This window comes from Bacillus cereus group sp. MYBK79-1, from assembly GCF_051915365.1.
Taxonomy (GTDB): domain Bacteria; phylum Bacillota; class Bacilli; order Bacillales; family Bacillaceae_G; genus Bacillus_A.
In genome coordinates, this window is record NZ_JBQAEO010000008.1 from 74683 (window position 1) to 100647 (window position 25965).

The window sequence follows — 25965 nt, forward strand, 5'->3', positions numbered from 1 at the left end:
ACATTAAATATAAAACAGAAAATTCAATCTTTAATACTTATAATTATATATGAAACTGTTAAATTATTGGTAAAAATATAAAAAGGTGTTTTCATAAATGAAAACACCTTTTTTATTTATAATTTTAAGTTCTTCTTCAATGTCCAATACTTTTCTTGAGCATTTTCAAATGAAAATTCTACCCAACCGTTTGGATCTTCACGATATACATTTACTTTCATACCATTTTCTAATTTTCCAACTTCATTTTGTGTAACATTTGGTACACTCTTAATTGTATAGCTAAATGGATACGGTACTTGATAGTAAGAGCCTACTAACTGAACAGTAGCTGTTGCATCTTTTTCATAATCTTTATATGGAATCGCTTCGCCTAATGCATTTACATTTAATGTATTAGGATTTTTCGGTAATCGTTTTACATTTTCATAATCTTTCTTGTTAAATGGTTTAATACGCTCCATAATATTAGCGATTTTGCCAGCCCATTCTTTATCTGTTGCATACTTAACGTTCATAGCAGGTAATGTGTAACCATTAAAATGATCAGCACCTTTTTCTAAGTAGTTCTTTCTTACATAATCAGCATTGTAAGAAATACTTTCCTTGTATGACGGTAAATATTTTGCATATGCAAATGGGTCACGATCGTATGCTCTTAAGCCAAATAAATTATGTTTACGATATGCAATTTCTGATTTACCGTAAGCAGATTCTAAGATTGCATGTGCTGCTAAATATAGTGCGCTCACACCGTACTCATTTTGTGCTTGAACAAAATCTTTACCAGTTCCAATAAGAGGACTGTCAGGGTGCCATTTTTTAATAAAATTATCAATCTCTAGTGCCGTTACGTTAGATGGTAATGTCACATCTAGATTAATATATGACGGCTGTTCAGCAGGAACATCCTTTTTAATTTGCATCGCTTTATATAATAGCTGTGCATAGCTTTCACGTGTTAATACACCTGTTGGATCAAATCCTCCAAGCCCATTCCCTACCGATACACCATTGGATTGCAATGCACTAATTGCTTCTTTTGCCCACCAATGTGTTGCATCTATATCATTAAATGTATGTGGTGCTTTTACTTCTAATTTAAATGCTCTTTGCAAAATAACAGACATTTCAGCACGAGTTAATGATTCTTTCGGTCTAAATGTCCCTTTACCATCACCTACAAAAATCCCCATATCTGTTAATGCCAAAATTTCTTTTGGGAACATCGTGGTTCCTGCGCTAATATCAGAGTATGGATTTTTATAATCGCTTTTTGCTTCTAGTTTTAATGCGCGATACATTAATGCTGCTACTTGCTCACGAGTTACAACATCTCCAAAGCCAAATTTACCATTATCGTAACCTGCAATAACCCCTTTTGACGTTAAATCAGTAATTGCTTCAAGTGCCCAATGATTTTTCGGAACGTCTGGAAATTCTTTTGTAGATGCAAATGAAGTTACTGGAGCCATCACTACTTGAAGTGCGACTGTCACTGCTAACACATTAGAAATAACTTTTTTCATAAAATTTTTAACACGTTTTGTATATGCTTGTCCCGTGTTAACTTGCCTCCCTTTATCGTATAATTTTCCCTATTAAACTAACAAACTCTTAATTAGTCAACAGTAAAAGTATACGTGATAAAAATAAACTAATCTACCATTATTTTATTCATAATTAGCATAATACGATATATCTTTTTATTCCGATATAAAATTACAAAAACTTACATAAAAATCCCACCGTCTATATAGACGATGGGCTCATCAATCAACATTATTATTTAGCTAAATGATATTTGGAAACATCGAAACCTTTCCATTCATAATAATCTAAAATACCAGCATAAACTGCCTCAGCAGCAATTTGTCTTCCTGATTCAGTAGCTAATTTACCATTATCTATATCATTATCAATAAAAGCAAGCTCAGTTAAAACTGCTGGTACTGTATTATTATTTACTACATAAAGTGAGTGATCGTCTTTTATCTTTCTATCTCTTGTATGTAGTGCTTCTACTACTCTATTTTGAATTTTCTTCGCTAATACTTCGCTATCCTTTTCAATCTGTGTCTCTTCTCCACGCTTGGATTTTTTATAATAATATGTTTCCGTTCCATGACCATCATGTTTTTCAGAAGAATTTGCATGAATACTTACAAATATATCTGCATTGTTCTCTTGACCAAATTTCACTCGATTCGCAAGAGATTCATTTTTGTTACTTCCTGGATTTCCGTTCTCTTCACGTGTTAACAAGGCTTTTAAAGGTGTATTTTTTTCTAATAACTTCTGTAATCTTAAAGATGTATCAAATACAATTTTACTTTCCTCTACACCTTGTCCTGGATTCCCTGGATCAAATCCTCCATGACCAGGATCAATAATAACTACCTTTTCTACTAAAGGATTACCTACTTTAAGTGAGTCAGCCTTTGCAATAAATTGTGCAGCTTCTGCTTTCGTTACAGTTTTCTTAGGCTCCCACTTCTCACCAGTACCAAGAGAGATGCCTAATTCAACTAGGATGTTAGCTTTTTCTTTACCCCAATTTAATGTTTCTAAATCTTTGAATTTAGTTGCTGGAGTACCGTTTACTTTAGACTCTAATTTATAAGCTTCTACAAGAAGAGATGCCATTGAAACACGGTCGATTTTCCCGTCTGGCTCGAATCCATTGCCTGTACCTTTAACCACACCAGCTTTTTCTACAGCTGCGATGACTGGAGTAGCCCAATGTTTTTGAGAATCACCGAAAGATGGTTTAGCATTTTTATCGATTGGTAAGTTTAAAATTTTAGCCATCATTGTAGCTGCTTCTGCACGAGTGATTTCTTTTCCAGGCTCGAACATTCCTTTATCGTTACCTGTAACTGCACCTTTATCTACTAAATAGTAAATAGAATCTTCTGCCCAATGTTTAGCTACGACATCTGGAAATTTTTTTGTTTGTGCGAAACTACTAGATGAATAAGATAATATACTAGCTGCGATTACTCCTGCTGCGATTATTCTATTTTTCATAGAATATATTCCCCTCTCAAGTACAATGTATTTATGTAACAGACTAATTATAGTTCTGAAAATTGGTACTAGTCAATTGAAATTTGTATATTTTTGTATTATTATTGTATTTTTTGTCATATATAACTATAGTTAAAAACTATAAGGTTTTATAAGGGAGAGATTCATATGAGCAACAATTGGAAAGATATAGAACACCGTATTTATACAATGTGTATGATTCAGCGGAATAATGAAGTATTACTAATACAGCGCCCCGATCATCTAGGCTTCCCTGGCTACATCGCTCCTGGCGGAAAAGTAGATTTCCCAGAAAGTATCGTTCACGCTGCTAAACGAGAAGTAAAAGAAGAAACTGGATTACTTGTTTCAAATTTAACTTTTAAGGGATTAGATGAATACGTAAATCCGAAAGAAAATGTTCGATATATGGTATTTAATTATTGGGCAGACTCATTTGAAGGCGAACTTCTTATGAATCCTCCTGAGGGCGAATTATTATGGGTGACAATTGATACAGCATTAAATCTTCCTATGCAAAATTGGTTTAAAGAGAGATTCCCATTATTTTTTGAAAAAGGTACGTTTGAAATTCAACGCGTTTGGGACCGAGACTTAGATAAACAAGTTGCTATGACAATTACGCATACGTAAGAAAAGCTTGGAATCTCTCCAAGCTTTTCTTATTTCTCCTCTATTTTCGTAATCTCATAATCAATTGCTAAAAACTTAACCCCAAATATCCACATTCTATGATTAGCTTCTAATATGTGATCCGTGTTCTCTTTAATAATAAAAGTCTCTGCTAACGGTAAACGTATTGTAAAGAAACGAGTATGTAAATAAATCCCCTCATCCCCCTTACCATTTTTTCTCAACTTACTAGTAATGATTAAATCATTACTCTTATTATATACTTTCAAAACTCCCGTCATATTCGAATATGGCAAAGGTAATGCAATATTCATATACGTCTCGTTCTCATATGTATGCTTTGAGTAAAGAGCTACAAATATAGATTCTCCTGCTTCATTTTTTCTTAACCAAGCCCTTACATTCTCTCTTCCATCCTTCTCATCTATTATCCCGACGATAGAGCCGTGCATCGTTTCCGACTTGCCGCCCATTCCTAAATGTATTTGTCCTACACGTTTACTCATTTTCTCATAGCAAAATGCTACCGGGCGGAACCAGCGAGCCCATTTAATATGTGATTGTAACTCATACTCTTTTGTATCCTCATAAAAGCGAATAATACTTAAAGGAATCTTCGCCACGTCAAATGCCTCACTATGAAAATCATTCATATTATCAACTAAACCTTTGTATGCCTTACTATCGATTAAATTTCTGTTATGTAAAAATGCTTCCCCAACTGTCGTATTTCCTCTTAACCTGCTCATTGGTTTCCCATAATATTTATAATTCGGAGCACTCTTTTCAATCATCCAGCCGACAAATGCTGGTAACGCTACTCCAAGTCCATTGACAACACCGTGAATCCAAACCATTTGAGCAATTGTAATCGTCATTACATGTTTCAAATTCCCATACGAATATATAAGTGAAAACATAATTGTTACCATGAGTGTGCTAGACGATATGATTAGGAGAATCTTTGCACTAATAGCATTAAATTTCGTGCGCCAAACATAAATACCATAACTATAAATAGCACATAAATATAGGAACACTGCAAAAAATTCAAATACCCTTGAGTACGTAATTCCTATTGCAACTGTCATAGGTGAAATAACGATGACAAACATAATAGCATCATATACTTTACTTCTCTTTCCTCTTTTTCTCCCAATTAAACCAGCTGATAACGGCAATAGAAATGCCGAATAATGAAAATGTGCAGCAGTAAGCAAAACAATGTCAGAACTAAAGTGCATAATGGAGAGTTTTGCTACAGAAGCTAAAAACCAAAAACCACCTAAAAACAAATATATAAACGCACTATCGATAGCCGTCTCTTCTAACGGTTTCCATCCTCTTTCTAGTAATCTACTTACACCAAATAACGCAATAATTCCAGTATATACAAACCAAAGTAGCGCAAAGAAATAATGATTTGTTACGAAAGCTAGTATTGCACTAATTGCTGCAATTGGATATAAAAACGATACTAATTTATAAAAGGATACATATGATCCATTTCTTGTTTTCTTATCAAGAATGCGAAATGACATCGGTATAAATAACAAAATAGATAATAAAATAATTGCTTCAACTGGGTTTATATTTGACCACTCACATATTAAAAAAATAATATAACAAGCAAGTCCAACTATTATATTTTTCATATTATTTATTTCCTTTCGACAAATGTCCCCTTATATGAAAATAATGAACCAATTAACGGATTGCGTACTTGTACATGAATTCGAAAACATTGTAGTGTTTCATCATAACTTTCTACAATGTTGGCCTCTCCATATAAAAATCTAGGTAACGGGACTTTTCTTCCAAACATATAAAACCATTGTTTCTTTGAAGAAATATGCATTGCCCCCACCTCATCAATATGAAAATCCAACGTAGAAACAAGTATGTGTGGTTCACCAAAATAATCTACAATTTCATTATTCTCTTCATCCAACTGCATAACGGCGTTAAAATATCTTTTCTTATTATGAAAATAAAAAGTACGATTCCATCGCACAAATTCATGTCCATGTTCATCTCGCTCAGCAGTATTATGTATTATAAATGGCACTTCCTTCCCCCGCTCAGAGAAAAACATATGGAACTTCGATGCAATTTTTAATATTAATTTTACGAAAATAGAACCTCCGTAAATTTCATCCATCTTTCCTTCTCCAGTAAAACTATTTTCTTCTGTAATTTCATAGCGTTTCTGTAATTTGGGATGAAGTTTTTTATAAGAATCCCCTAATAGTCTTTCATACATATTAGCCATACATTATTCCTTTCTCTTCCTCTTGCAATTTTTTGCACTCGGTAAATCAGAACTATTTATATAACCGACAATCGATAACCCCATAAGTAGAACGTTTAATGCAACTGGATTAAACGGCTCTGTAAAGCTTATGATATTCGTAAAACCCGCCGCTATCGTTAAGGCTATTAACATAAAAATATGTACGATAAATACTTTTCGTTTTTGAAATGACAACAGCCATATGACACCGAAAATAATTTCTAATAATCCAATTATTTTAAGTACAAAAATACTATGTTCAGTTGAACCAATCATTACCGATAACATTTTTACTTCTTCCGAATGAGTAAACACTAGTTTCGGCACTATTCCTTGATACATCCATACAAATGCAAATAAAAAACATACGAGCCAATATGTCATTGTTCTTCTAATTAGTAACTTAGGATGCAGTCCCTTTTCTATCCATAATTTTAACGCATCAAAACTCCAAGCAGTCGCCCAGCCTAATAAAGGCCGAAAAATATAGAAATCTATTACATTCCCTATACGACCAAATCTCGTATCATAATCATATTGTGTTTCAAAATGAATATGTTCTTCACACGGTGTATACTTCCAATAACCACGCCCTATTTGAATAAGTGAGAGTTTATTATCCGTCCAAAATTTTAAAGAAGAAATTCTTTCACCTGTTTCTTTTCTTATTTCACCTATCGATTCCCCTTCACCAGCTATTTCAAGTCCAAATCCGATCTTTGTTTTATATAAAAACTTCTGCGGTTCTCCTTCTTTTTTCTCTACATACGAAATTTCAGTAAAACGAGCATCCCATTCTGTATGTATATCTGGTTCTTGCGTATACTTCCATAACCTCTCCATTGTTGTGTTCATTTCTGCCGAAACATAAATAGGCTTTTTCCTCTTCATTCTTCCGCCTCCAATACACTATAAATTTAATGTACATGCTATGAATTTATTTTGCTACACTTTTCACAAACTCTCTTAAGAAAAGAAAGAATTTTTAAAATTTATATAAAACACTTGATTCCCCGAAAAATTTAAATTATTATAAAACAAATGTTACCAACAACTTCATAAATCAAACACTCTCGCCTAAAACGTGAGATAGAGGTTGCGATACTTATGATTATTCTAATGGAGACACAGAGATGTCTATGAAATTAGATGAAAGGAAGTATTGCCGAAATCGATAATTTTCTCTGCATTTATCGATTGGGGCTGTTTTCGAATAGAAACAGAACTGTCATATGTACAGAAGTGTATGTATGAAGAGCTATCTACAAAAAAGAGATATCATTTTTATGGTATTCCTTTTTTGGCGGTTTTTTTATTAGCTCCGTTTTCTGTTTCCCTTTTCCTGTAACAGCACCATCCTCACTTATTTGAGATGGTGTTTTTTGTTTTTCTCTGGTAACTACAGGAATATTGGGATTTATATATGTCCTAATCTATTCTTAAAAATGGATGAAAGAAGGAATTCGTAATGGAAACGATTGTACAAAAATTTGGTGGCACTTCTGTCGGAAGTGTTGAGCGCATTCAACATGTAGCAAATTTAATTATTGAAGAATATGAACGAGGGCATAGTATCGTCTCTGTCGTTTCAGCAATGGGAAAAAGCACAGATGAACTTGTAGCACTCGCTAACGCTATTACAGAAAATCCAAGTAAACGTGAAATGGATATGCTTCTATCAACAGGTGAGCAAGTGACTATTTCATTATTAACGATGGCACTCCAAGCAAAAGGTTATAACGCGATTTCATTAACAGGATGGCAAGCTGGTATTACGACAGAATCTGTACATAGTAGTGCACGGATTACTGACATTCATACAGATCGAATTCAATCTTATCTTACTGAAGGTACGATTGTTATTATAGCTGGCTTCCAAGGAGTTAGTGAAAACCATGAAATTACAACGCTTGGCCGCGGTGGTTCTGATACAACTGCCGTTGCATTAGCTGCTGCACTGAAAGCAAAAAAATGTGATATTTACACAGATGTGACCGGTGTTTATTCGACGGACCCACGAGTTGTAAAAAGTACTTATAAATTAGATGAAATTTCTTATGACGAAATGTTAGAACTTGCAAACCTCGGTGCTGGTGTATTACATCCGCGTGCTGTTGAGTTTGCTAAAAATCATAATGTCATTTTAGAAGTTCGCTCAAGTATGGAACAAGAAAATGGAACAATTGTAAAAGGAGAATGTAACATGGAACAACAATCAATCGTTAAAGGTATTGCATTTGAAGATAATATTACACGCGTCACAATGAAAGGATTAGAACAAGGTGCACTTTCAACGATTTTCTCTACATTAGCAGCGGCACATATTAATGTAGATATCATCATCCAAAGTATTACAAATGAAGGAACTGTTCACCTCTCCTTCTCAATCCATTCTAATGATTTAAAAGAAACATTAGAAGTATTAAAACAAAATCAAGAAACACTTCACTATGAATCTGTAGAATATGAAAATCATTTAGCAAAAGTATCAATTGTAGGATCTGGTATGGTCTCTAATCCAGGTGTTGCTGCGAATATGTTCACTACTTTAAAAGAAGAAAATATTCATATTAAAATGGTAAGTACATCAGAAATTAAAGTGTCTGTCGTTATTGACCGCCTTCATTTAGTAACAGGTGTTGAGGCACTGCATCAATCATTTATGGCAAAAATTGAGCCTTTAGTGCAGATGAGTTAATTTCCACCTGTAAAACTTAAAATAAATTATATAAATCTATTTCCTTCCTATATAAATAGAATTAGGGTGAGAATATTTTGCGGGGAAGTCGAAGTTATATTATCAAATAGAAACTACATTATCAAATTCTTAAAATGATAGCATTCACGAAAGAAAATTCACGCGTATTTCAATAGTAGAAGGTTTCCGAAGTTTTGTTCGTTAATAAAATGTTTATTCTATACCCGAAAACACCTTGTCATATTTCCCCACACTGTGACAGGGTGTTTTTTGTTTATAGGAGATTTTAGTATAATTATGAGGATCGTTAGATAATAAATTTATACATATAAAGGAGATAAAGACTATGGCAAGCAACAGATTACTAAGAATGGACAATGTCAGCATCGTTGTAGAATCCCTTGATAACGCAATCTCTTTCTTCGAGGAGATTGGATTAAAACTCGAAGGGCGAGCTACTGTCGAAGGTGAATGGGCTGGTCGCGTAACAGGACTCGGTTCTCAGTGCGTAGAAATTGCTATGATGGTAACCCCAGATGGCCATAGCCGAATTGAACTTTCACGATTTCTCACACCACCTACTGTCGCAGATCACCGGACAGCTCCTGTAAATGCCCTCGGTTATTTACGCGTCATGTTCACCGTTGAGGCCATTGATGAAATGGTATCGAGACTGACTAAGCATGGTGCTCAGCTCGTTGGCGAAATAGTTCAGTACGAGGACTCGTATCGACTCTGCTACATTCGTGGAACGGAAGGAATTTTAATTGGTTTAGCGGAAGAACTCGGTAACAAATAAGTAATGTTTTACTGAATTAAAAATATTTGAAAGAACTTTACGCTTAATAAAACTTAGATTTTGAACCCCGTCCTAGCTTTAGAACGGGGTTATGCTTGTTTGGACTTTTTAACATACTATTAATATCTCAAAATTATTATAAAACAATTCAATTGCATGTTATACTCTTTCCTAGGAAATATAACTTACGCTTCTCACTTCTTATCATATATATCGTTTCTTTTGAAAAACGATCTGAACTCATTCAAAATAACTTTCTTCACGTCAGAGTAAAAAACCATCATGAATAGTGCAATTCCTAATAAGATCTCTTGCATTCCTTCATAATCAACGAAAGCACTCATTATTAGCAAACCAAACCCAATATAAAAACCAAACTCATTCTCTTTCTCAAAATCTTCATCTTCATCAATATGTATTTTCTCTTTTAAATTTTGGTTCCCTTTTATTAACTCATCGAGCGTAACATTATACATTTCGCTCAATAAAATCAAATTTTCAATATCAGGGTAACTTTTATCATTTTCCCACTTGTACACTGCTTGCCTCGTTATACCAATCTTTTTAGCAACATCTTCCTGTGAAAACCCTTTTGACTCTCGTAATCTTTTAAGTTGTTGTCCTAAGCTCATAACGTCCCCTCCTTTAACAAATTATGACATAATAAGCGATGCAAAAGAAAGAAACCATTAGTAAAACTCACTGTAAACCATTCGTTTACACAATAAAAAAAGAGAGAATAACTCCTTGAGTTACTCTCTCCCTTCTATTAAAACAGATGAATGTTTTCTTTCTTGCAAGCTTCACGTAAATCGTCAGGCCATACAGAAGATTGAACTTCACCGATATGTGCTTTACGTAAGAAGTACATGCACATTCTCGATTGTCCGATACCACCGCCAATTGTTAATGGTAGTACGTCTTCTAAAATACCTTTATGGAAATCATACTCACGTTTTAAATCTTCACCTGTTTTCGTTAACTGCTCATCTAATGATTTACTATCAACACGAATTCCCATTGATGATAATTCGAATGAAGATTGTAGTACTGGGTGCCAGAATAAAATGTCACCGTTTAATTTCCAATCATCATAATCAGCTGCGCGTCCGTCATGCTTTTCACCTGAACGAAGTGCATCACCAATTCCGATAATGAAGACTGCACCATGCTCTTTCGCAATTGCGTGTTCACGATCTTTCGGCGTTAATTCTGGATATTTATCTTCTAATTCTTGGGAAGTGATGAAAACAACTTCTTCTGGTAAATACTTTCCAAGGAACGGATATTTTTCAAACAAGTGATCTTCTAAATCTTTGAATATTCCATAAATTGTTTGTACTGTTTCTTGCAAGTAGTCTACAGTGCGCCATTCTTTTTGAACAATTTTTTCCCAATCCCATTGGTCAACGTAAATGGAATGTGTTGCATCAAGTTCTTCATCACGACGAATTGCGTTCATGTTTGTATATAAACCTTCACCAGCTTCATATCCGTATTCATGTAATGCGAATCTTTTCCACTTCGCTAGTGAGTGAACGATTTCTAATTCTTCTCCTGAATGTAACATATCAAATTCAATTGGACGTTCTACACCGTTTAAGTGATCGTTTAATCCTGATTTTTTCGTTACAAATAATGGTGCAGATACGCGGAATAGTTCAAGGCGTTTTGCTAATTGATCCTCGAAAAATGTTTTAACTTCCTTAATTGCGATTTGAGTCTCTCTTACTGTCATTAATGATTGATACATGCTGGTTTCCTCCTAAAATGTTTGGATGTTGTGAAAAGAAGCCAACAAAAAAAGCCCTTCTTTCCCAAAAAACTGGGACGAAAGACTTTGGTTCCGCGGTACCACCCAAATTAGCAACAGAGGTTGCTCACTTATACAATACGGAGATGAAATATCTCGATACTGTTCTTCTTGTAACGGCGAAGTTCCCGGCTAAGTCTACTTTCCAGTAAAGGATTTCGGTTAGCAACTCCAGGAGGTTCTTCATAATAGGCTTCGTATCAGGCTCACACCACCCCTGACTCGCTTAGACTACGTCCCACTACTACTCGTCCTTTCATAGTCGTTTTGTTGTCACATCTCTGAAACATTTTATTAATGATTATTCTATACAAAAAATAAAGAAAGTCAACAAAAATTTAAAAATGTTTTTCAATTCTTTATTTTACGGCTTTATTAATTGTTTTCAATATAACATCTTCACTTCTTTTGCCTTGTCAGTCCAAAAAACGTTTCACTAACCGAGACTAACATATACACAACAAGTAATGTAATCGTTCGAAATATAGAATCCGCAGTATTTCGTATTATTTTCATTTTCTTTGTAATTCCTTTCAGTTTACGTGCAAATTCGTGTTATACTATAGCATTCAAGCAGTTTATTTTTACTTAAAGCAATCATAGTCATTTATAAAGAGTATGTTCTAAATCATTGACTATTATCAAATAAGATTTTTATATAACGGAGTGATCATATGAGTAAAACGAAAGCAAAACCGAAAAAAGGTGTCGGACAAGGTACAGGAAGTAAAGGATGGAATCGTTGGCAATCAAGTGCAAAGAAAAAGGCAGCTGCCAAGCCATATAAAAGTAAAGGGACTAAAAAGTAAATTCTGGATTATCTCTTTACTTTGTTCAAAACAAATTATAATTATTACACTAAAAAAGCTATGCCCTCATACATTTGAAGGCATAGCTTTTTACATTAGATCATTAAAATATCTCGAATTTCTTCCTCAGTAATTGAGGACAATTTCTCTTCTCCCGGCTCAATCACTTCAGCGATTAAATTTTTCTTACTCTCTTGCAGTTCATGCATTTTTTCCTCAATTGTTCCGTGAGCCACTAATTTAATAACTTGTACCGTATTTTTTTGTCCCATTCGATATGCTCTATCTGCTGCTTGTTGTTCAACAGCTGGATTCCACCATAAATCGTACAATATAACCGTATCAGCACCCGTTAAGTTAAGACCTGTACCACCAGCTTTTAAAGAAATGAGAAACAGATCCCCTTCTCCTTCGTTAAACCGGTCACATAGCTCTACACGGTCCTGCGAAGGTGTATTTCCGTCTAAATAAAAGTATGGAATCGCTTGACGATTTAACTCACGACCAATAATGGACAGCATCTTCGTAAATTGAGAAAAAATTAAAATTCTCTTACCAGTACTCCTGCATTCCTCTAGTATCTCTAGCAGTTGTTCAAATTTAGCGGAACTGCCCTTGTAATCATCCACGAATAAAGCGGGATGATTACAAATTTGTCGTAATCTCGTTAAGCCAGCTAAAATTCTAATTTTATTTTTACGTAACGTATCTTTATCTAAATGTTTTAACGTTTCTTCCCTTAATTTCGCTAAATAAGCAGCATATAGTCTCTTTTGATCTGGTAATAACTCCGACGATTGTAAGTGCTCTATTTTATCTGGAAGCTCCTGTAATACGTCTTTTTTTAATCGTCTTAATACGAAAGGTTTTACGCGCTTCGCTATATCTTCGCGCCTTAAATCACCGAATTCTTTTCTTCCTGGTAATAATTCTGGAAATACAACGTGGAAAATAGACCATAGCTCTTCTAATGAATTTTCTACAGGCGTTCCCGTTAGTCCGAAACGATACTCAGCTTGGATTGTTTTCACCGCTCTTGCAGTTTGCGTTGTAGGATTTTTAAACGCCTGTGCTTCATCAAGAAATAGTGTATGAAATGGCCTCGCATACGATCTTATATCTCTTCTCAGTAGTGGATATGACGTAATTACGACATCAAATTCCGCTATGTCTTTTAAGATTTTTCGCCGCTCTGCTTGATTTCCATCTGCAATAACTGCTCTAATATGCGGGGCGAATTTTTTCAATTCACTAAACCAATTGTAGACGAGAGAGGACGGTGAAACGACTAATATAGGCAGCTTTTTCTCCCGAATTTCAGGCAAAACAGAATCTATAAAAGCAATACTTTGCAGCGTCTTTCCAAGTCCCATATCATCTGCTAAAATGCCGCCGAAACGGTAATGGGCGAGTGTTTTCATCCACTCGAATCCGTATACTTGATACTCTCTCATTACAGCATGTAAAGTTTGCGGTACTGTAAACTTTAATTTTTTCGGATTTTGAATACTTTCAACTAAATCTTGAACAGATTCATCTAAACTTAAAACATTACCTTCGTGAAGTCCGTTCATCCATTTCACACTCCGAATAAGCGGAACATTCACTTCTTCCCCGTGTAAAAACTCTTTTCGAATACCTGATTCTTTTACAAACTGATTAATTTCATTAAACTCTTTGCTCTCTAGTGATAATAAAGAACCATTCGCTAATCGGTAATATTTACGTTTCTCTTCAAGAGCCACTAATACACCTTTAATTTCCCCTTCTGGTATTCCTTTTATATCAAACCGAAATGACAACCAATCAATTCTTTCTTTTCTTCTCACCCTAATAAGGGGTGCTGTATCCCCTTTATGAATGCGTAATTTGATTGCTGTTGTCGCGTAAATATCAACTAAGCCTTTTAACGTTGGAACGACATGATATAAAAAGTTATACTCAGCATCTTCATTATGCATAAAGTAACCACCTTCTGTTTTCGCGAAGGCACTTTCACTCATAATGTCTAAAATCTCTTTTTCCTTTTTCTCATCACGATTAAAAACAGAAGGCTGTCCATCTTCTTCTAGCGGATTGATCATGACGTTTCCATAATGAAATTCCAGGCCTGCTAACAAACGATTTTTCACACGATCTAAATACAGTTTTGCTTTTAGCGACGGCGTTTCAACACGATCCGATATTACTTCATCAATTCGTACCGTTCCAAGTTTCATTAATCCTGGCACAACTTTCGCTACGAAATGTTCCATCTTACTTTCAGGAATATAAAACTGATTACTATTTGAACGACTCATCATCTTTTGCAGCTCAATAAGTCGCATACAATCTTCCATAGGTAAATGATATAATTTCCCACCGTAAAGAGCATTGTTATACATTTCCATAACTTGAACACGATTTAGGCCGTCTATATGAAGTGTGAATCCACCATTATTTCCTTTCGTAAACTCAAAATGTAATGGCAATAAACCTTTTGAAATTTGTAAGCCATGAAACAGTTGCTCATTTTGCTTCAGATGTACATACTCCACTTTAGAAAGTGAAAAGAGCATATCTTTCCACGAAGCTGGTGGTATAAACATCATACTTTCATCTTGTTGCGCATGTACTTCTAATGCATCTTCATACATTTTTTCATTATGATACATTTTAATAAGCTGTTGAATAACCGCATCCGTTTCTTGCCTGAAGCTATGTACATCTGGTGTGTATGTAAATTCATTGGAACAATGAAAAGCCTCTCTTTTCTCCACTTTAGATAGAAATTCTCTAATATGCTTTATAAAATAAGTTTTCGCAAGTTTTAACTGAATTCCAAGAAGGGCCCCGCCACTTTTCGTCGCTACTGGTGAACATATAAACGCAACATCTAATATTTCACGTGTATCAAAACGGTGTTGTTTACTTTTTGGCCGCAGTGGTTTGTCTGCAAACAACTGAAACATCCCGCTCGTTAATTGATCATTTCCGCTCATATTTTCGGCCGTGCCGCCCGTTTGCTGATTATAATTTATTTGTATTAGTACGGCTGCAACATGTTGACAGTACGTTTGAAAAGACGCTAATGAAGGACAACTACATCTCGCAACTACATCCCCTTTTTTAGCTTTTTCTACTGTAACATGAAAATCTTCATTCCCTTTTACCGTCGCCTCACAAATTTCTTTCGTTTCATCATACTGATTCACGATTACTTTATTTGCTTTATAATAAGCTTCGCCTCTTTTATAAGAGGTCTCTCCGCATACTTCTTTTATAATCGATTTATTTAATGTAAAACCCATTGTTTTGACACTTCCTTAATGTGAAACCATTTTCTCTTACTTAACATTTTACATGCTCAACGAGAAAATATAAAATGTTGATTCAACAAAAAAGATGCTTATTTATAAGCATCTTCTTCACTCTATCTCCATCAACCGTTTCGCCTCAAAATACAACACTTGAATAAATTTCTTCGTATTAATTCGTATATGGCCAGAAGTTGCTATTTCATCCTTTGTCATTTCTGTCATCCGTTTTCTCACTACAGTGAAATCAAAAAATTTCGGAGCATAGCTTTCAAATTTCGGATTTGAAAAGTCTGTTAGTCCGAGGGAAGCTAAATGATTCAATGATTGATAAATCGTTCTTCTTACACGTTGTTCAGATGCTTTTCTCTCCTTATCTATATCTGTATCCGAAGCTATATGATCTAATTTTTTTAATGTTATTTGGTGAAAAATATCTTTTAATGCCGGAAATCCAAATTCAAATGTTTGCGCCTTTTCTTGTCCGTATAAATATTCCAGCATATTAAGTAAATCTTTACTTCCGTTCTCTCCCGCAATACCGAGTTCTGCTAGTAAGAAGCGTCCTGAATCTGATATCTTTTTTCCTTCTTGCACTGTTTCACTACGCATTTGCGGCTTTTCCCACTGAAATACATTATTTAATGATTTTTGAATGTCATATATAGAACGTTCCAAACGAATACGCTCTATCACTTTTCGTACAACCGATACTACTTCTATTTTGTTTAGTGGTTTTGTAATATAATATTCCACACCAAGTGTATACGCCTCACCAATGAGCTGTTTCGATTCAACTTGAGAAATCATAATAATTTTCCCAGTAAATGAAGACGCTATATGACGAACTGTTTCGATGCCATCTCTCATCGGCATTAGTAAATCAATAAATAAAATATCTACTTTTTTATAATTTAGCTGTTCTGCTTCAATAAACGCTCCATCTTCGGATTCTCCAATTACTTCCCCAAGATCGCCATCCTCAATAATTTGCGAAAGCATCGAACGGAAAACTTCATCATCATCTACGATATAATAAAACAAACCTATTCCCCTTCCCGCTTTAAACTGCACTCCGGTAAACAAACGATAAACTTACACCCTTTTTCAGTTTCATTGTCTTCTAACCTTACTTCTCCGCCAAGCTCTGTTACCATTTCGTGTATGTAAGAAAGTCCAATACCTGTTGACGGTGTTCCTGTTTGATCATACTTGGAGGTAAACCCGGGCTTAAATACTAATTTCTTATACTTTTGTGCAATACCAGGGCCATCGTCAATTACTTCAAAGATTACATGTTGATCTCGTTTATATAACTTAATACGAATGAGACCCCTATCTTCAATTGCTTCCACTGCATTTGCAACTAAGTTATTAAAGATTGATAGCACTGTATACACGTGATATGCAGCGTGTTCACCTTCTATATGTTTAGAAAAACGTATATCTTTCCTTAGCATTTCAGCATATTTCTCATTTATTCTTACGATCATTTCTGTAAGCTCATGTCCTTCTACATACTCGGCCACATTTTTATCTAATAACAGTTTAGATAATCCTGCAAAAATTCTTTGATTATCCTTTTTTATTTCGTGCACTTCTCCCGCTATTTTCAAGGCTGTTTTACTGCTAGAATCATTTTTCGCCTGTAAATTTCGATATAGTTGATATGCTTCTTGTGTAATCAATTCTGCATTTTGTAACGTTTTTTTCAAATGAACAGATTCTACATATAAGTTCGAAAGGTGCATGAACATTTTTTCATTTTCTTTTCGAACTTGTGATTCTTTTAATTTCGTTTCATATAAAATCATCATATTTAAAAAGCCTAGTGCAAAGAAACTACGGAAAACAGCAATAATGATAAGTTTATTTACTTCAGAAACTGTTATTGTTGTACCGAGTACTACCATATGATAAATTGCTAGTTCTGACATACTTGCGATAATTTCAATTGTAATTCCAAGGCATCCAATAACGATTGGTTTCTGATGAAACTTATTTACCCTACAAAGTGAAAAAAGACTTCCATAAATAAAATAATAAAAGAACACAGGATAGCGCAAATAAAATGATTCCGTCATATGAAATGAACCTTGCATAACCCAGTCAAGACATACACGGAATAATACTACACATATACCGACAAGAATACCTGCAGCCGCTGCTGGTATTCTTCTTAAAAATAGTAATAAAAAGAAGAAAAGCGGCGTCCCAAAGCTAACGCGAAACGTATCGTTAAAAGGGTGAAAATTAAGTTCTCCAGCAATCGGAACAACAACCATTAATATAGTTAACAGGGATATATCTTTCTTCCATAACTGATTCCAATTCAAAGGTGCCACTTCCTATACTTTTTGTCAGTAGTAAAAGTGAAAGCCCGCTTATTATATAAACGGGCTTTATTTCTATATTCTAACCTTTTCTACCGCTTTTATTTGGCGATACTCTGGCTCCCAGATTGCTTCTTTCACTGCAATCTTGATATCGTTATCACTTAAGTTCTCTCTAGCTACACCTTCTGCAACGGCAACTTTCGCTACTTCAATTGCAACCATTTCCGAGATATTACGTAACTCTTCAACTTCTGGCAAAATAGGTGCTCCTGGCTGACTTGTATCTACCATGCTTGCAACTGCTTCAGCTGCTGCTGCGAACATTCCATCTGTCATGACGCTTGCACGTACGACAATTGTTCCAAGACCAAGTCCTGGGAAAATAAGTGCATTATTTGATTGTCCAATCACATACGTTACACCGTTGTATGTAACTGGTTCAAATGGACTTCCTGTTGCAACTAACGCTCTTCCTTCTGTCCACTCAATTAAATCAGCTGGTTTTGCTTCAGCAAGTGGCGTCGGATTCGACATTGGTAAAATAATTGGTCTTTCTACGTGAGAAGCCATTTCTTTAATAATCTCTTCTTTGAATGCTCCTGCAACAGTTGATGTACCGATTAAAATTGTCGGTTTTACATGCTTCACAACTTCAGCAAGTCCGATCGCATCATTTTGTTTCCACTCACTTACTTCCGATTCTTTTCTTGCATATGGCATTTGGAAATCAAGAAGATCTTCCATATCATCTGTCACTAACCCGTTACGATCAATACACCAGAAACGCTTATATGATTCTTCTTCTGATACGCCAACGCGGACCATTGCATCTCTAACTTGATCTGCGATACCGATTCCAGCCGTACCAGCACCAAACACAACAATGCGGTGTTCACTTAGCGGTACACCCGAAACTTTCACTGCCGATAACACAGCAGCAAGTGAAACTGCACCTGTACCTTGAATATCATCATTAAATGTACAAATATCATGACGATATTTATCTAAAATTTTTCGTGCATTTCGAGAGCTAAAGTCTTCCCAATGTAAAAGTGCTTTCGGGAATTGTTTATTCACTGCTTGTACAAATGTATCAATAAATTCATCGTAAGCTTCACCAGTTATACGAGGGTGACGATTTCCAATATAAAATGGATTGTTTAATAGTTCCTCACGATTTGTACCTACATCTAAAATGACCGGTAATACACGGCTAGGATCGATTCCAACTGCGGCCGTATAAACAGCTAATTTCCCAATTGCGATGTTTATACCACCAACACCCCAGTCACCAATTCCTAATATACCTTCTCCATCTGTTACAACGACTAAATCAATGTTTTCTGCTGTTGCACCGATATTGGCAAATGCGTCTTCAATACCTGATGGATCGTTAATTGATAAATACACACCACGTGGTTTACGGTATTCATGGCTATACCTTTGAATTGCTACACCGACTGTTGGTGTATATACAATTGGTAACATTTCACGTAAGTGATTTGTTAGTATACGATAAAATAATACTTCATTTCGATCATGTAACGCTGTTAAGTATACATTCTTTAATAAATCATCCGGCTGAGAACAAAATTGTTCATATGCTCGGCGTGCTTGTTCTTCTAATGTTAAAACTGCTGGCGGTAATAACCCTTTTAAACCTAATTCTTCTCTCTCGTCTTGCGTGAAAGCGACCCCTTTATTTAAAAGTGGTGTTGATAATACTTCTACTCCTCTTAATGTTGTTTCTAATGAACCATTAGAACCTACTGTAAACTTACTCATAACATCCCTACCTCTATTCATATATAGCATTTCTATATTGTAAACAAAAAAGAGGGGCTTGTCCCCCTCTTCTTTTAATTTTTCTTTAAAAGAGTCGCTCCTGCAATCCCTGGGTGTGTCATTTCAAATGGATCTAGAATTAACTCTAAGTCTTCTTGTGACAATACACCATTTTTCACACAAAGTTCTCGAACGGATTGCCCTGTCGCAATTGCTTCTTTCGCAACGCGAGCTGCTGCTTCATAACCGATATGAGGGTTCACGGCTGTAATAATTCCTACACTCTTCTCAACATACTCTTTTAAGCGATCTTCATTCGCTTCAATTCCTTTTAAGCAATTATCTGTAAAGGCACGGAAACCGTTATTCATAATGCTAATAGATTGAAGTAAGTTGAAAACAAGTACTGGCTCCATAACATTTAGTTCTAATTGTCCTGCTTCTGAAGCAAGGCAAATTGTATGGTCGTTACCAATTACTTGGAACGCAATTTGATTAATTACTTCTGGCATAACAGGATTTACTTTCCCTGGCATAATAGATGAACCTGGTTGACGAGCAGGTAGCATAATTTCCGCTAAGCCAACGCGTGGACCTGATGCCATTAGACGAAGGTCGTTCGCAATTTTAGACATGTTCATCATACATACTTTAAGTGCTGCAGATACTTCAGTATACGCATCCGTATTTTGCGTTGCATCTACTAAATCTTCTGCACCAACAAGTGGTAGTTCACTAATTGTAGCTAAATGTTTTACAACTGCTTCAATATATTCTGGAGCTGCATTTAATCCTGTACCAACTGCTGTTGCTCCCATATTTACTTCATATAGATGTTGACGTGATTGCTGAATTCGTTTCATATCACGTTCAAGTACGCGAGAGTACGCTTTAAATTCTTGTCCAAGACGAATTGGCACAGCGTCTTGTAAATGTGTACGACCCATTTTAATAACATGGTCAAACTGCTCTGCTTTTAATTCAAATACATCGTGCATATAACCCATCGTTTGTAATAAACCTTCTAATGCGTTTAATGTTGCGATATGAATCGCCGTTGGGAATGCATCGTTTGTGGATTGCGCCATGTTTACATGACTATTTGGACTAATATAATGATAGTCTCCCTTTTCCATTCCTAATAATTCAAGAGCACGGTTGGCAATGACTTCATTTGCATTCATGTTCATTGAAGTACCTGCTCCGCCTTGGATTGGATCTACGATGAAATGATCATGCCATTTTCCATCAAGAATTTCTTGAGCAGCTTCTGCGATCGCGCCGCCCTTGTTCAATTCCAATCTTCCTACATCTGCATTAGCAAGCGCTGCAGCTTTCTTTACAATTGCGAACGCTTTAATTAAGCCTTCATGGATTTTATATCCTGTAATTGGGAAGTTTTCAACTGCACGCATTGTTTGTACGCCGTAGTATGCATAGTTTGGTACTTCTTTTTCACCTAAAAAATCTTTTTCAATTCGAACACCATTTTTAACTTCAGTTAATGTTGCCATGATTATTCACTCCTTAACGATTTCTTATGCTGCTTTTGTTTCTTTGACTGTTTCTACATATTGTTTTGCTTTCTCATTATCGAATTCGCCTTCCCACTTCGACATAACAATGGCCGCTAATGCATTTCCTAATACATTGACAGATGAGCGAATCATATCTAAAATGCGGTCAATTCCCGCAATTAATGCGATACCTTCTAGTGGTAACCCCATTGAACCTAACGTTGCTAATACAACAACGAACGATGCACCTGGAACTCCCGCCATACCCTTGGATGTTAACATGAGAACGAATAATAACGTTATTTGCTCTGTCAGTGACATGTGCACACCGTACATTTGTGCAACAAACAATGCCGCTAACGCTTGATAAATAGCCGATCCAGTCAAGTTAAATGTATAACCTGTCGGAATAACAAAAGAGGCAACTGCCTTTGGACAACCGAACTCTTCCATTTTTCTCATTATATTAGGTAAAACAGCTTCTGAACTTGCTGTCGTAAATGAAAGAATAAGTTCTTCTTTTAAAATTTTCATTAATGTAAAAATGTTTACGCCAACCATTCGTGCATTAATACCTAATACAATCACAACGAATAGTATAACAGTTACGTATACAGCTAGCACTAGTTTTCCTAAAGGAAGTAGTGTTGCTACACCAAATTTTGCAACCGTAACCGCAATTAATGCGAATACACCAAATGGCGCAAATTTCATAACTTGATTTGTAACCCAAAACATCGCTTCGAGTACACCTTCAAAGAAGTGAAAAACAGGCTTCCCTTTCTCCCCAATTGCCGCAACTCCTAAACCGAATAATACTGAGAAGAAAATAATTGGTAATAAGTCACCTTGTGCAATTGATTCAAATACGTTTTTCGGTACGATATGAACAATCGTCTCAGCGAATCCTTGCTTTTCTGTAGCATCTGCTGTTTGTTTATAAGAAGAAATATCACTTTGTTGTAAGTTATTCATATCAACGCCAGTACCTGGCTGGAATATATTTGCCGCAAGTAATCCCATTAAAATAGCAATCGTCGTAATGATTTCGAAATAAAGAATTGTCTTCCCGCCCAGTTTCCCAAGCTTTTTCATATCTCCTACACCAGCTACCGCAACAATTAATGCTGAAATAACAATCGGTACTACAATCATTTTAATTAAGTGAATAAATATATCCCCAACTGGTGTGATATAAGAAATCGCCGTTTTATTACCATAGAAGATTGCCCCTACTACAATCCCTAAAACAAGTGCAACAAAAATTTGTGTTGCCAATCCGAATTTTTTCATTTATGTTCATCCCCTTTATGCGAACGCTTTCATTTCGTATTTATAAAAGCTTACTCACACATCATATAGGCGAACCTACAAAATCATACAAAAACCTACAAGTTCGTCACAAAAAATTCGTAAATTTTTCTTTTCTTTTTCATTGACACCTTTTCGTTAAAAAGAAATAAAATATACTTGATAAGTAATTAGATTGTTTCGTATAATCAAAAAGATATATACTTACAACAAATCGAAATGAAAAGGAGTGGGTGTTATGAAAAATCACGCAAAGAAGTTCATCATATCTATTTCTTTTCTTTTTCATTTTCTTAAAAAGGAACAAAGGCATTTGCCTTTGTTCCTTTTTTATTGCGATCTATATAGGGGGAATTGTTATGAGGCCATATAAACGTGTCTTAATTAAATTAAGCGGCGGTGCACTTGCCGATCAAACCGGAAATAGCTTTAACTCCAAACGATTAGAACATATCGCAAATGAGATTTTATCCATCGTTGATTTAGGTATAGAGGTATCTATCGTTATCGGCGGCGGGAACATTTTCAGAGGCCATTTAGCTGAAGAATGGGGAATTGATCGTGTAGAAGCTGATAATATCGGTACACTAGGTACAATTATCAATAGTTTAATGCTTCGCGGCGTTTTAACAAGTAAAACAAATAAAGAAGTGCGCGTTATGACTTCCATCCCGTTTAATGCAGTAGCAGAGCCTTATATTCGCCTCAGAGCAGTACATCATTTAGATAACGGTTATGTGGTCATTTTTGGCGGTGGTAATGGGCAACCGTTCGTTACGACAGATTATCCAAGTGTTCAAAGAGCCATTGAAATGAATAGTGACGCAATATTAGTCGCAAAACAAGGCGTAGATGGTGTCTTTACTAGCGATCCAAAATATAATAAAGCAGCAAAAATGTACAAAAAACTAAACTATAACGATGTTGTTAGGCAAAACATTCAAGTCATGGATCAAGCCGCTTTATTACTTGCCCGTGATTACAATTTACCAGCACACGTCTTTAACTTTGATGAGCCTGGGGTTATGAAAAGAATTTGTTTAGGTGAACATGTAGGGACATTGATTAATGATGATGTTTCATTGCTCGTACATGAAAAATAATTATTTCTCATAAAAAAGGGGTGTCTATAAAAGACACCCTTTTCCATTAACCTTTATAAATAAAAATCCACTAATCCCGCCACTTTCTCCTTACAACGCTCCCAAAATGATAACTTCTCAAAAAATTCATTCGTCATTTCTTTCGAATCATGAAAATCTTGCGCTAATGCCTCATTCACTTCTGATACGATAGTCCCACCATGAATATACAGATTCATCTCATCATTAATATAAAAGCTACGTGCAGTTATGTTCGTTGTACCGATAACAGTTAATTCATTATCAATCAGCATTAACTTCCCATGAAACATTCCTTTTTTATAACCATATACTTTAATTCCGTTATTAACAGCTTGACGAATATACGGATACGCCGCCTCTTTAATGAGAGGAATATCTGGTTTATATGACCAAAGTATTTTTACTGTAACACCACGCTTTTGCGCTTCCATTAAAGCATTCATAAATTCTTTATTTTTCGCTATAAAATAAGGTGTTGTAATTACGATTGAATGCTTCGCTTGTTTTATTAATTCAATATATGTTTCAGCAACGTGATGTCCATTGTAGCTAGCCATCGTATGTAACGTATTCCCTTTACTCGCTTTATTCGTACTTCTTTTTATATGTTCTTTCGTATCTCGTTTCCAATCTAAAACGAATTGTTCTTCTAAATCTTTCGCTCCTTCTCCTCTAAGCCGCACATGATAGTCACGCCAATATCCAAATCGCTTATCTTTCCCTAAATACTCGTCTCCTATATTAAAACCACCTGTATAGCCAATCTCCCCATCAATCGTCGTAATTCGGCGATGATTACGATGGTGAAGTGAATAAAATCCGAATGGCAATTCAGGTTTTCTACTATATGTAAAATGCACACCACTTTCCCGTAATTCATTTATCATCTTTCTTTCAAATGATAAATCATTAATGCGATCAACGGATAAATAGACGTTTACTCCTTCTTTTGCCTTCTCTTTTAATAAGTTTAAAAAAGTATGGCTACTTTTATCATCCGACAAAATAAAAAAATACGTATAAATAGATTGCTTCGCTTCTCTTATATCAGTAAATAACTGTTTATAAAATGACTTCCCTTCAACATATAATTGAAAATCGCTATAATGAGATGCATACTCTGTCGGCATGTTTTTCCCGGCTTCCATTTTCCTGCCTAAAGTAACATCGATATGCATCCAAATTACAATAAAAACAACAATAGCAATAATAATAGAAGTAACTCCCAATATTTTTTTAATCATTTTGATTTCCTTCCGCTCATTTTCTTTCCACTCTTCTATTTTGTCATTCCAATTTACATTTCATGCTTCATACAAAAAAGGATGCGACTTTACGTCACACCCTTTTCATATTAAACAAAGTTCCTCGCATCATTATTTCTTCCAAACTTATAAATAGCAATTAAGAAGAATGCTACCGCAAAGGCAATTAAGATTAAAATATTTAAATACAAATCTGAAATTGGAATTCCTTGTTGTAGTTTTGATACTGTGTCTAATAGCCATCTCTGCGGAAGAAAATCAGCTACTTTTTGCACTGCTTTTGGCATAATGTCATACGGAAAATAACATCCAGCAAGTAAACATGTCGGTACAATAACCATATTTTGCATTGCATTTGCTGATGCTGAGTTTTTCGAAAAAGCAACAAGAACTAACGATATTCCAATCGCTATTAAAGCGAATAGCATGAGTACACCAATCATCACTATGAAAGGCATATTGATATTTATATGAAAAATATTCGTTAGGAATAAAATTGTAATCAGAATTTGTACTGTTAATAGCAGCATATTTACCCCGACATTAGATAATATGAACTTCTTCCCATCTATCGGCGTTGATAAGAGTCTAAAATACGTTCTATTTTCTTTTTCTTTTAAAATATAACCTGATAAGTTCGCTGCTGAAAATAGCATAAACATAATAAGATAACCCATCGTTTGGTTTGTCATATCTTTATTTTTCGAAGTATCTTCTAGCGTCTCAGTTTCCATTTTAAATGAACCTTTTTGATATCCTGCATACATACTATCAAATGCACTTTGATCTGTTCCTGCAACTTTACTAATAGCTGCTACATTATCAATATAATTGTATAAATATGATTTTATAAATCCTGTTACTTGATCACCTTTAATCGATGAAATTTCAATATGAGCTGGCTTCCCTTCTCGAACACTTTTTGAAAAACCAGAATGTAATGTAATAACTCCATCAAGTTTTTTGGAAGTAAGTTTATCTTCTACTTCAGATTCTTTAATTTTACTTACCTTTACATAATTTAACCCTTCTAAAAATTTCACCGTATCATTTGCTATAGATTGATTTTCTTTATTTATAACCCCGATATTTAACGTCCCTTTCCCCACATTCCCATACATCGAGAAGGAGATTAGTGTTCCGACTATCGGCAAACTAATAATAATGAATAACCCTTTTTTATTTTTCAAAAGGACAGATAACGTTTTTTGTATGAGCCATAAAATATCTTTCAT

The 25965-nt window shown here is 35.1% G+C and carries 20 protein-coding genes, 1 riboswitch and 1 other annotated feature; of the genes, 5 read left to right on the forward strand and 15 right to left on the reverse strand.

The genetic code is table 11. The annotated features are described in order from the left end of the window. Window positions 1–116: 116 nt before the first annotated feature. Window positions 117–1529 (reverse strand): S-layer homology domain-containing protein, encoded by a 1413-nt coding sequence (locus ACTFOB_RS14790; RefSeq protein WP_440027251.1) that lies wholly within the window; start codon window positions 1527–1529, stop codon window positions 117–119. Window positions 1530–1785: 256 nt separating this feature from the next. After that, window positions 1786–3030 (reverse strand): N-acetylmuramoyl-L-alanine amidase, encoded by a 1245-nt coding sequence (locus tag ACTFOB_RS14795; protein WP_440027249.1) that lies wholly within the window; start codon window positions 3028–3030, stop codon window positions 1786–1788. A 168-nt stretch (window positions 3031–3198) separates the two neighbouring features. Between ACTFOB_RS14795 and ACTFOB_RS14800 the strand changes: the two genes are divergently transcribed. Further along, window positions 3199–3684 carry an 8-oxo-dGTP diphosphatase gene (locus ACTFOB_RS14800; protein WP_440027247.1) on the forward strand — a complete coding sequence of 162 codons (486 nt, stop codon included), beginning with the start codon at window positions 3199–3201 and terminating at the stop codon, window positions 3682–3684. 29 nt (window positions 3685–3713) lie between these two features. Here the strand turns inward: ACTFOB_RS14800 and ACTFOB_RS14805 are convergent, their stop codons facing one another. From ACTFOB_RS14805 to ACTFOB_RS14815, 3 genes are read right to left on the reverse strand one after another with little or no spacing between them, the layout of a single operon-like run. Further along, window positions 3714–5339, reverse strand: coding sequence for a YndJ family protein (locus ACTFOB_RS14805; protein ID WP_440027245.1), 1626 nt, complete (start codon window positions 5337–5339; stop codon window positions 3714–3716). Between the two features lie 5 nt (window positions 5340–5344). After that, the gene (locus ACTFOB_RS14810; protein WP_440027243.1) at window positions 5345–5956 is read right to left on the reverse strand and encodes a DUF4166 domain-containing protein; all 612 of its coding nucleotides are present in this window, start codon (window positions 5954–5956) and stop codon (window positions 5345–5347) included. A 3-nt stretch (window positions 5957–5959) separates the two neighbouring features. Next, window positions 5960–6868, reverse strand: a complete 909-nt coding sequence (locus ACTFOB_RS14815; protein WP_440027242.1) for a DoxX-like family protein — start codon at window positions 6866–6868, stop codon at window positions 5960–5962. A gap of 191 nt (window positions 6869–7059) precedes the next feature. Beyond that, window positions 7060–7246, forward strand: a riboswitch (Lysine riboswitch). 199 nt (window positions 7247–7445) lie between these two features. Here ACTFOB_RS14815 and ACTFOB_RS14820 point away from each other — a divergent pair. Then, complete coding sequence (locus ACTFOB_RS14820) at window positions 7446–8675, forward strand: aspartate kinase (RefSeq protein ID WP_440027240.1); 1230 nt, start codon at window positions 7446–7448, stop codon at window positions 8673–8675. Between the two features lie 346 nt (window positions 8676–9021). Continuing rightward, window positions 9022–9474 carry a VOC family protein gene (locus tag ACTFOB_RS14825; protein ID WP_440027238.1) on the forward strand — a complete coding sequence of 151 codons (453 nt, stop codon included), beginning with the start codon at window positions 9022–9024 and terminating at the stop codon, window positions 9472–9474. 194 nt (window positions 9475–9668) lie between these two features. Here the strand turns inward: ACTFOB_RS14825 and ACTFOB_RS14830 are convergent, their stop codons facing one another. Both ACTFOB_RS14830 and asnA read right to left on the reverse strand, forming a co-directional pair. Further along, window positions 9669–10106: a helix-turn-helix domain-containing protein gene (locus tag ACTFOB_RS14830; protein WP_440027236.1), complete on the reverse strand. Its 438-nt coding sequence runs from the start codon at window positions 10104–10106 to the stop codon at window positions 9669–9671. A gap of 137 nt (window positions 10107–10243) precedes the next feature. Beyond that, entirely contained in the window at window positions 10244–11227 is a 984-nt protein-coding gene (gene asnA, locus ACTFOB_RS14835; RefSeq protein ID WP_426833131.1) for an aspartate--ammonia ligase, read from the reverse strand. Window positions 11228–11297: 70 nt separating this feature from the next. Beyond that, window positions 11298–11556 (reverse strand) — a binding site (T-box leader). Window positions 11557–11961: 405 nt separating this feature from the next. Here asnA and ACTFOB_RS14840 point away from each other — a divergent pair. Further along, on the forward strand, window positions 11962–12096 hold the full coding sequence (locus tag ACTFOB_RS14840; RefSeq protein ID WP_000047588.1) for a DUF3934 domain-containing protein: 135 nt from the start codon (window positions 11962–11964) through the stop codon (window positions 12094–12096). Between the two features lie 95 nt (window positions 12097–12191). Here ACTFOB_RS14840 and ACTFOB_RS14845 read toward each other — a convergent pair whose 3' ends face one another. The 6 genes from ACTFOB_RS14845 to ACTFOB_RS14870 form a co-directional block, all read right to left on the reverse strand. Beyond that, the gene (locus tag ACTFOB_RS14845) at window positions 12192–15386 is read right to left on the reverse strand and encodes an SNF2 helicase associated domain-containing protein (protein WP_440027234.1); all 3195 of its coding nucleotides are present in this window, start codon (window positions 15384–15386) and stop codon (window positions 12192–12194) included. Window positions 15387–15503: 117 nt separating this feature from the next. After that, window positions 15504–16436, reverse strand: coding sequence for a response regulator (locus ACTFOB_RS14850; protein ID WP_440027232.1), 933 nt, complete (start codon window positions 16434–16436; stop codon window positions 15504–15506). A 2-nt stretch (window positions 16437–16438) separates the two neighbouring features. Beyond that, complete coding sequence (locus ACTFOB_RS14855) at window positions 16439–17737, reverse strand: sensor histidine kinase (protein WP_192797669.1); 1299 nt, start codon at window positions 17735–17737, stop codon at window positions 16439–16441. 63 nt (window positions 17738–17800) lie between these two features. Next, on the reverse strand, window positions 17801–19513 hold the full coding sequence (gene malS / locus ACTFOB_RS14860) for an oxaloacetate-decarboxylating malate dehydrogenase (protein WP_440027230.1): 1713 nt from the start codon (window positions 19511–19513) through the stop codon (window positions 17801–17803). Window positions 19514–19587: 74 nt separating this feature from the next. After that, entirely contained in the window at window positions 19588–21027 is a 1440-nt protein-coding gene (aspA, locus tag ACTFOB_RS14865; protein ID WP_151630890.1) for an aspartate ammonia-lyase, read from the reverse strand. A 24-nt stretch (window positions 21028–21051) separates the two neighbouring features. Then, window positions 21052–22323, reverse strand: coding sequence for a cation:dicarboxylate symporter family transporter (locus ACTFOB_RS14870; RefSeq protein ID WP_000713281.1), 1272 nt, complete (start codon window positions 22321–22323; stop codon window positions 21052–21054). 377 nt (window positions 22324–22700) lie between these two features. On the opposite strand from ACTFOB_RS14870, the gene pyrH reads away from it, so the two are divergent. Continuing rightward, a complete protein-coding gene (pyrH, locus tag ACTFOB_RS14875) occupies window positions 22701–23444 on the forward strand; it encodes a UMP kinase (RefSeq protein WP_440027227.1) in 744 nt (247 codons plus the stop codon). Between the two features lie 53 nt (window positions 23445–23497). Here pyrH and cls read toward each other — a convergent pair whose 3' ends face one another. Next, window positions 23498–24709: a cardiolipin synthase gene (gene cls, locus ACTFOB_RS14880; RefSeq protein WP_440027225.1), complete on the reverse strand. Its 1212-nt coding sequence runs from the start codon at window positions 24707–24709 to the stop codon at window positions 23498–23500. A gap of 110 nt (window positions 24710–24819) precedes the next feature. Further along, a complete protein-coding gene (locus tag ACTFOB_RS14885; protein ID WP_440027224.1) occupies window positions 24820–25965 on the reverse strand; it encodes an ABC transporter permease in 1146 nt (381 codons plus the stop codon).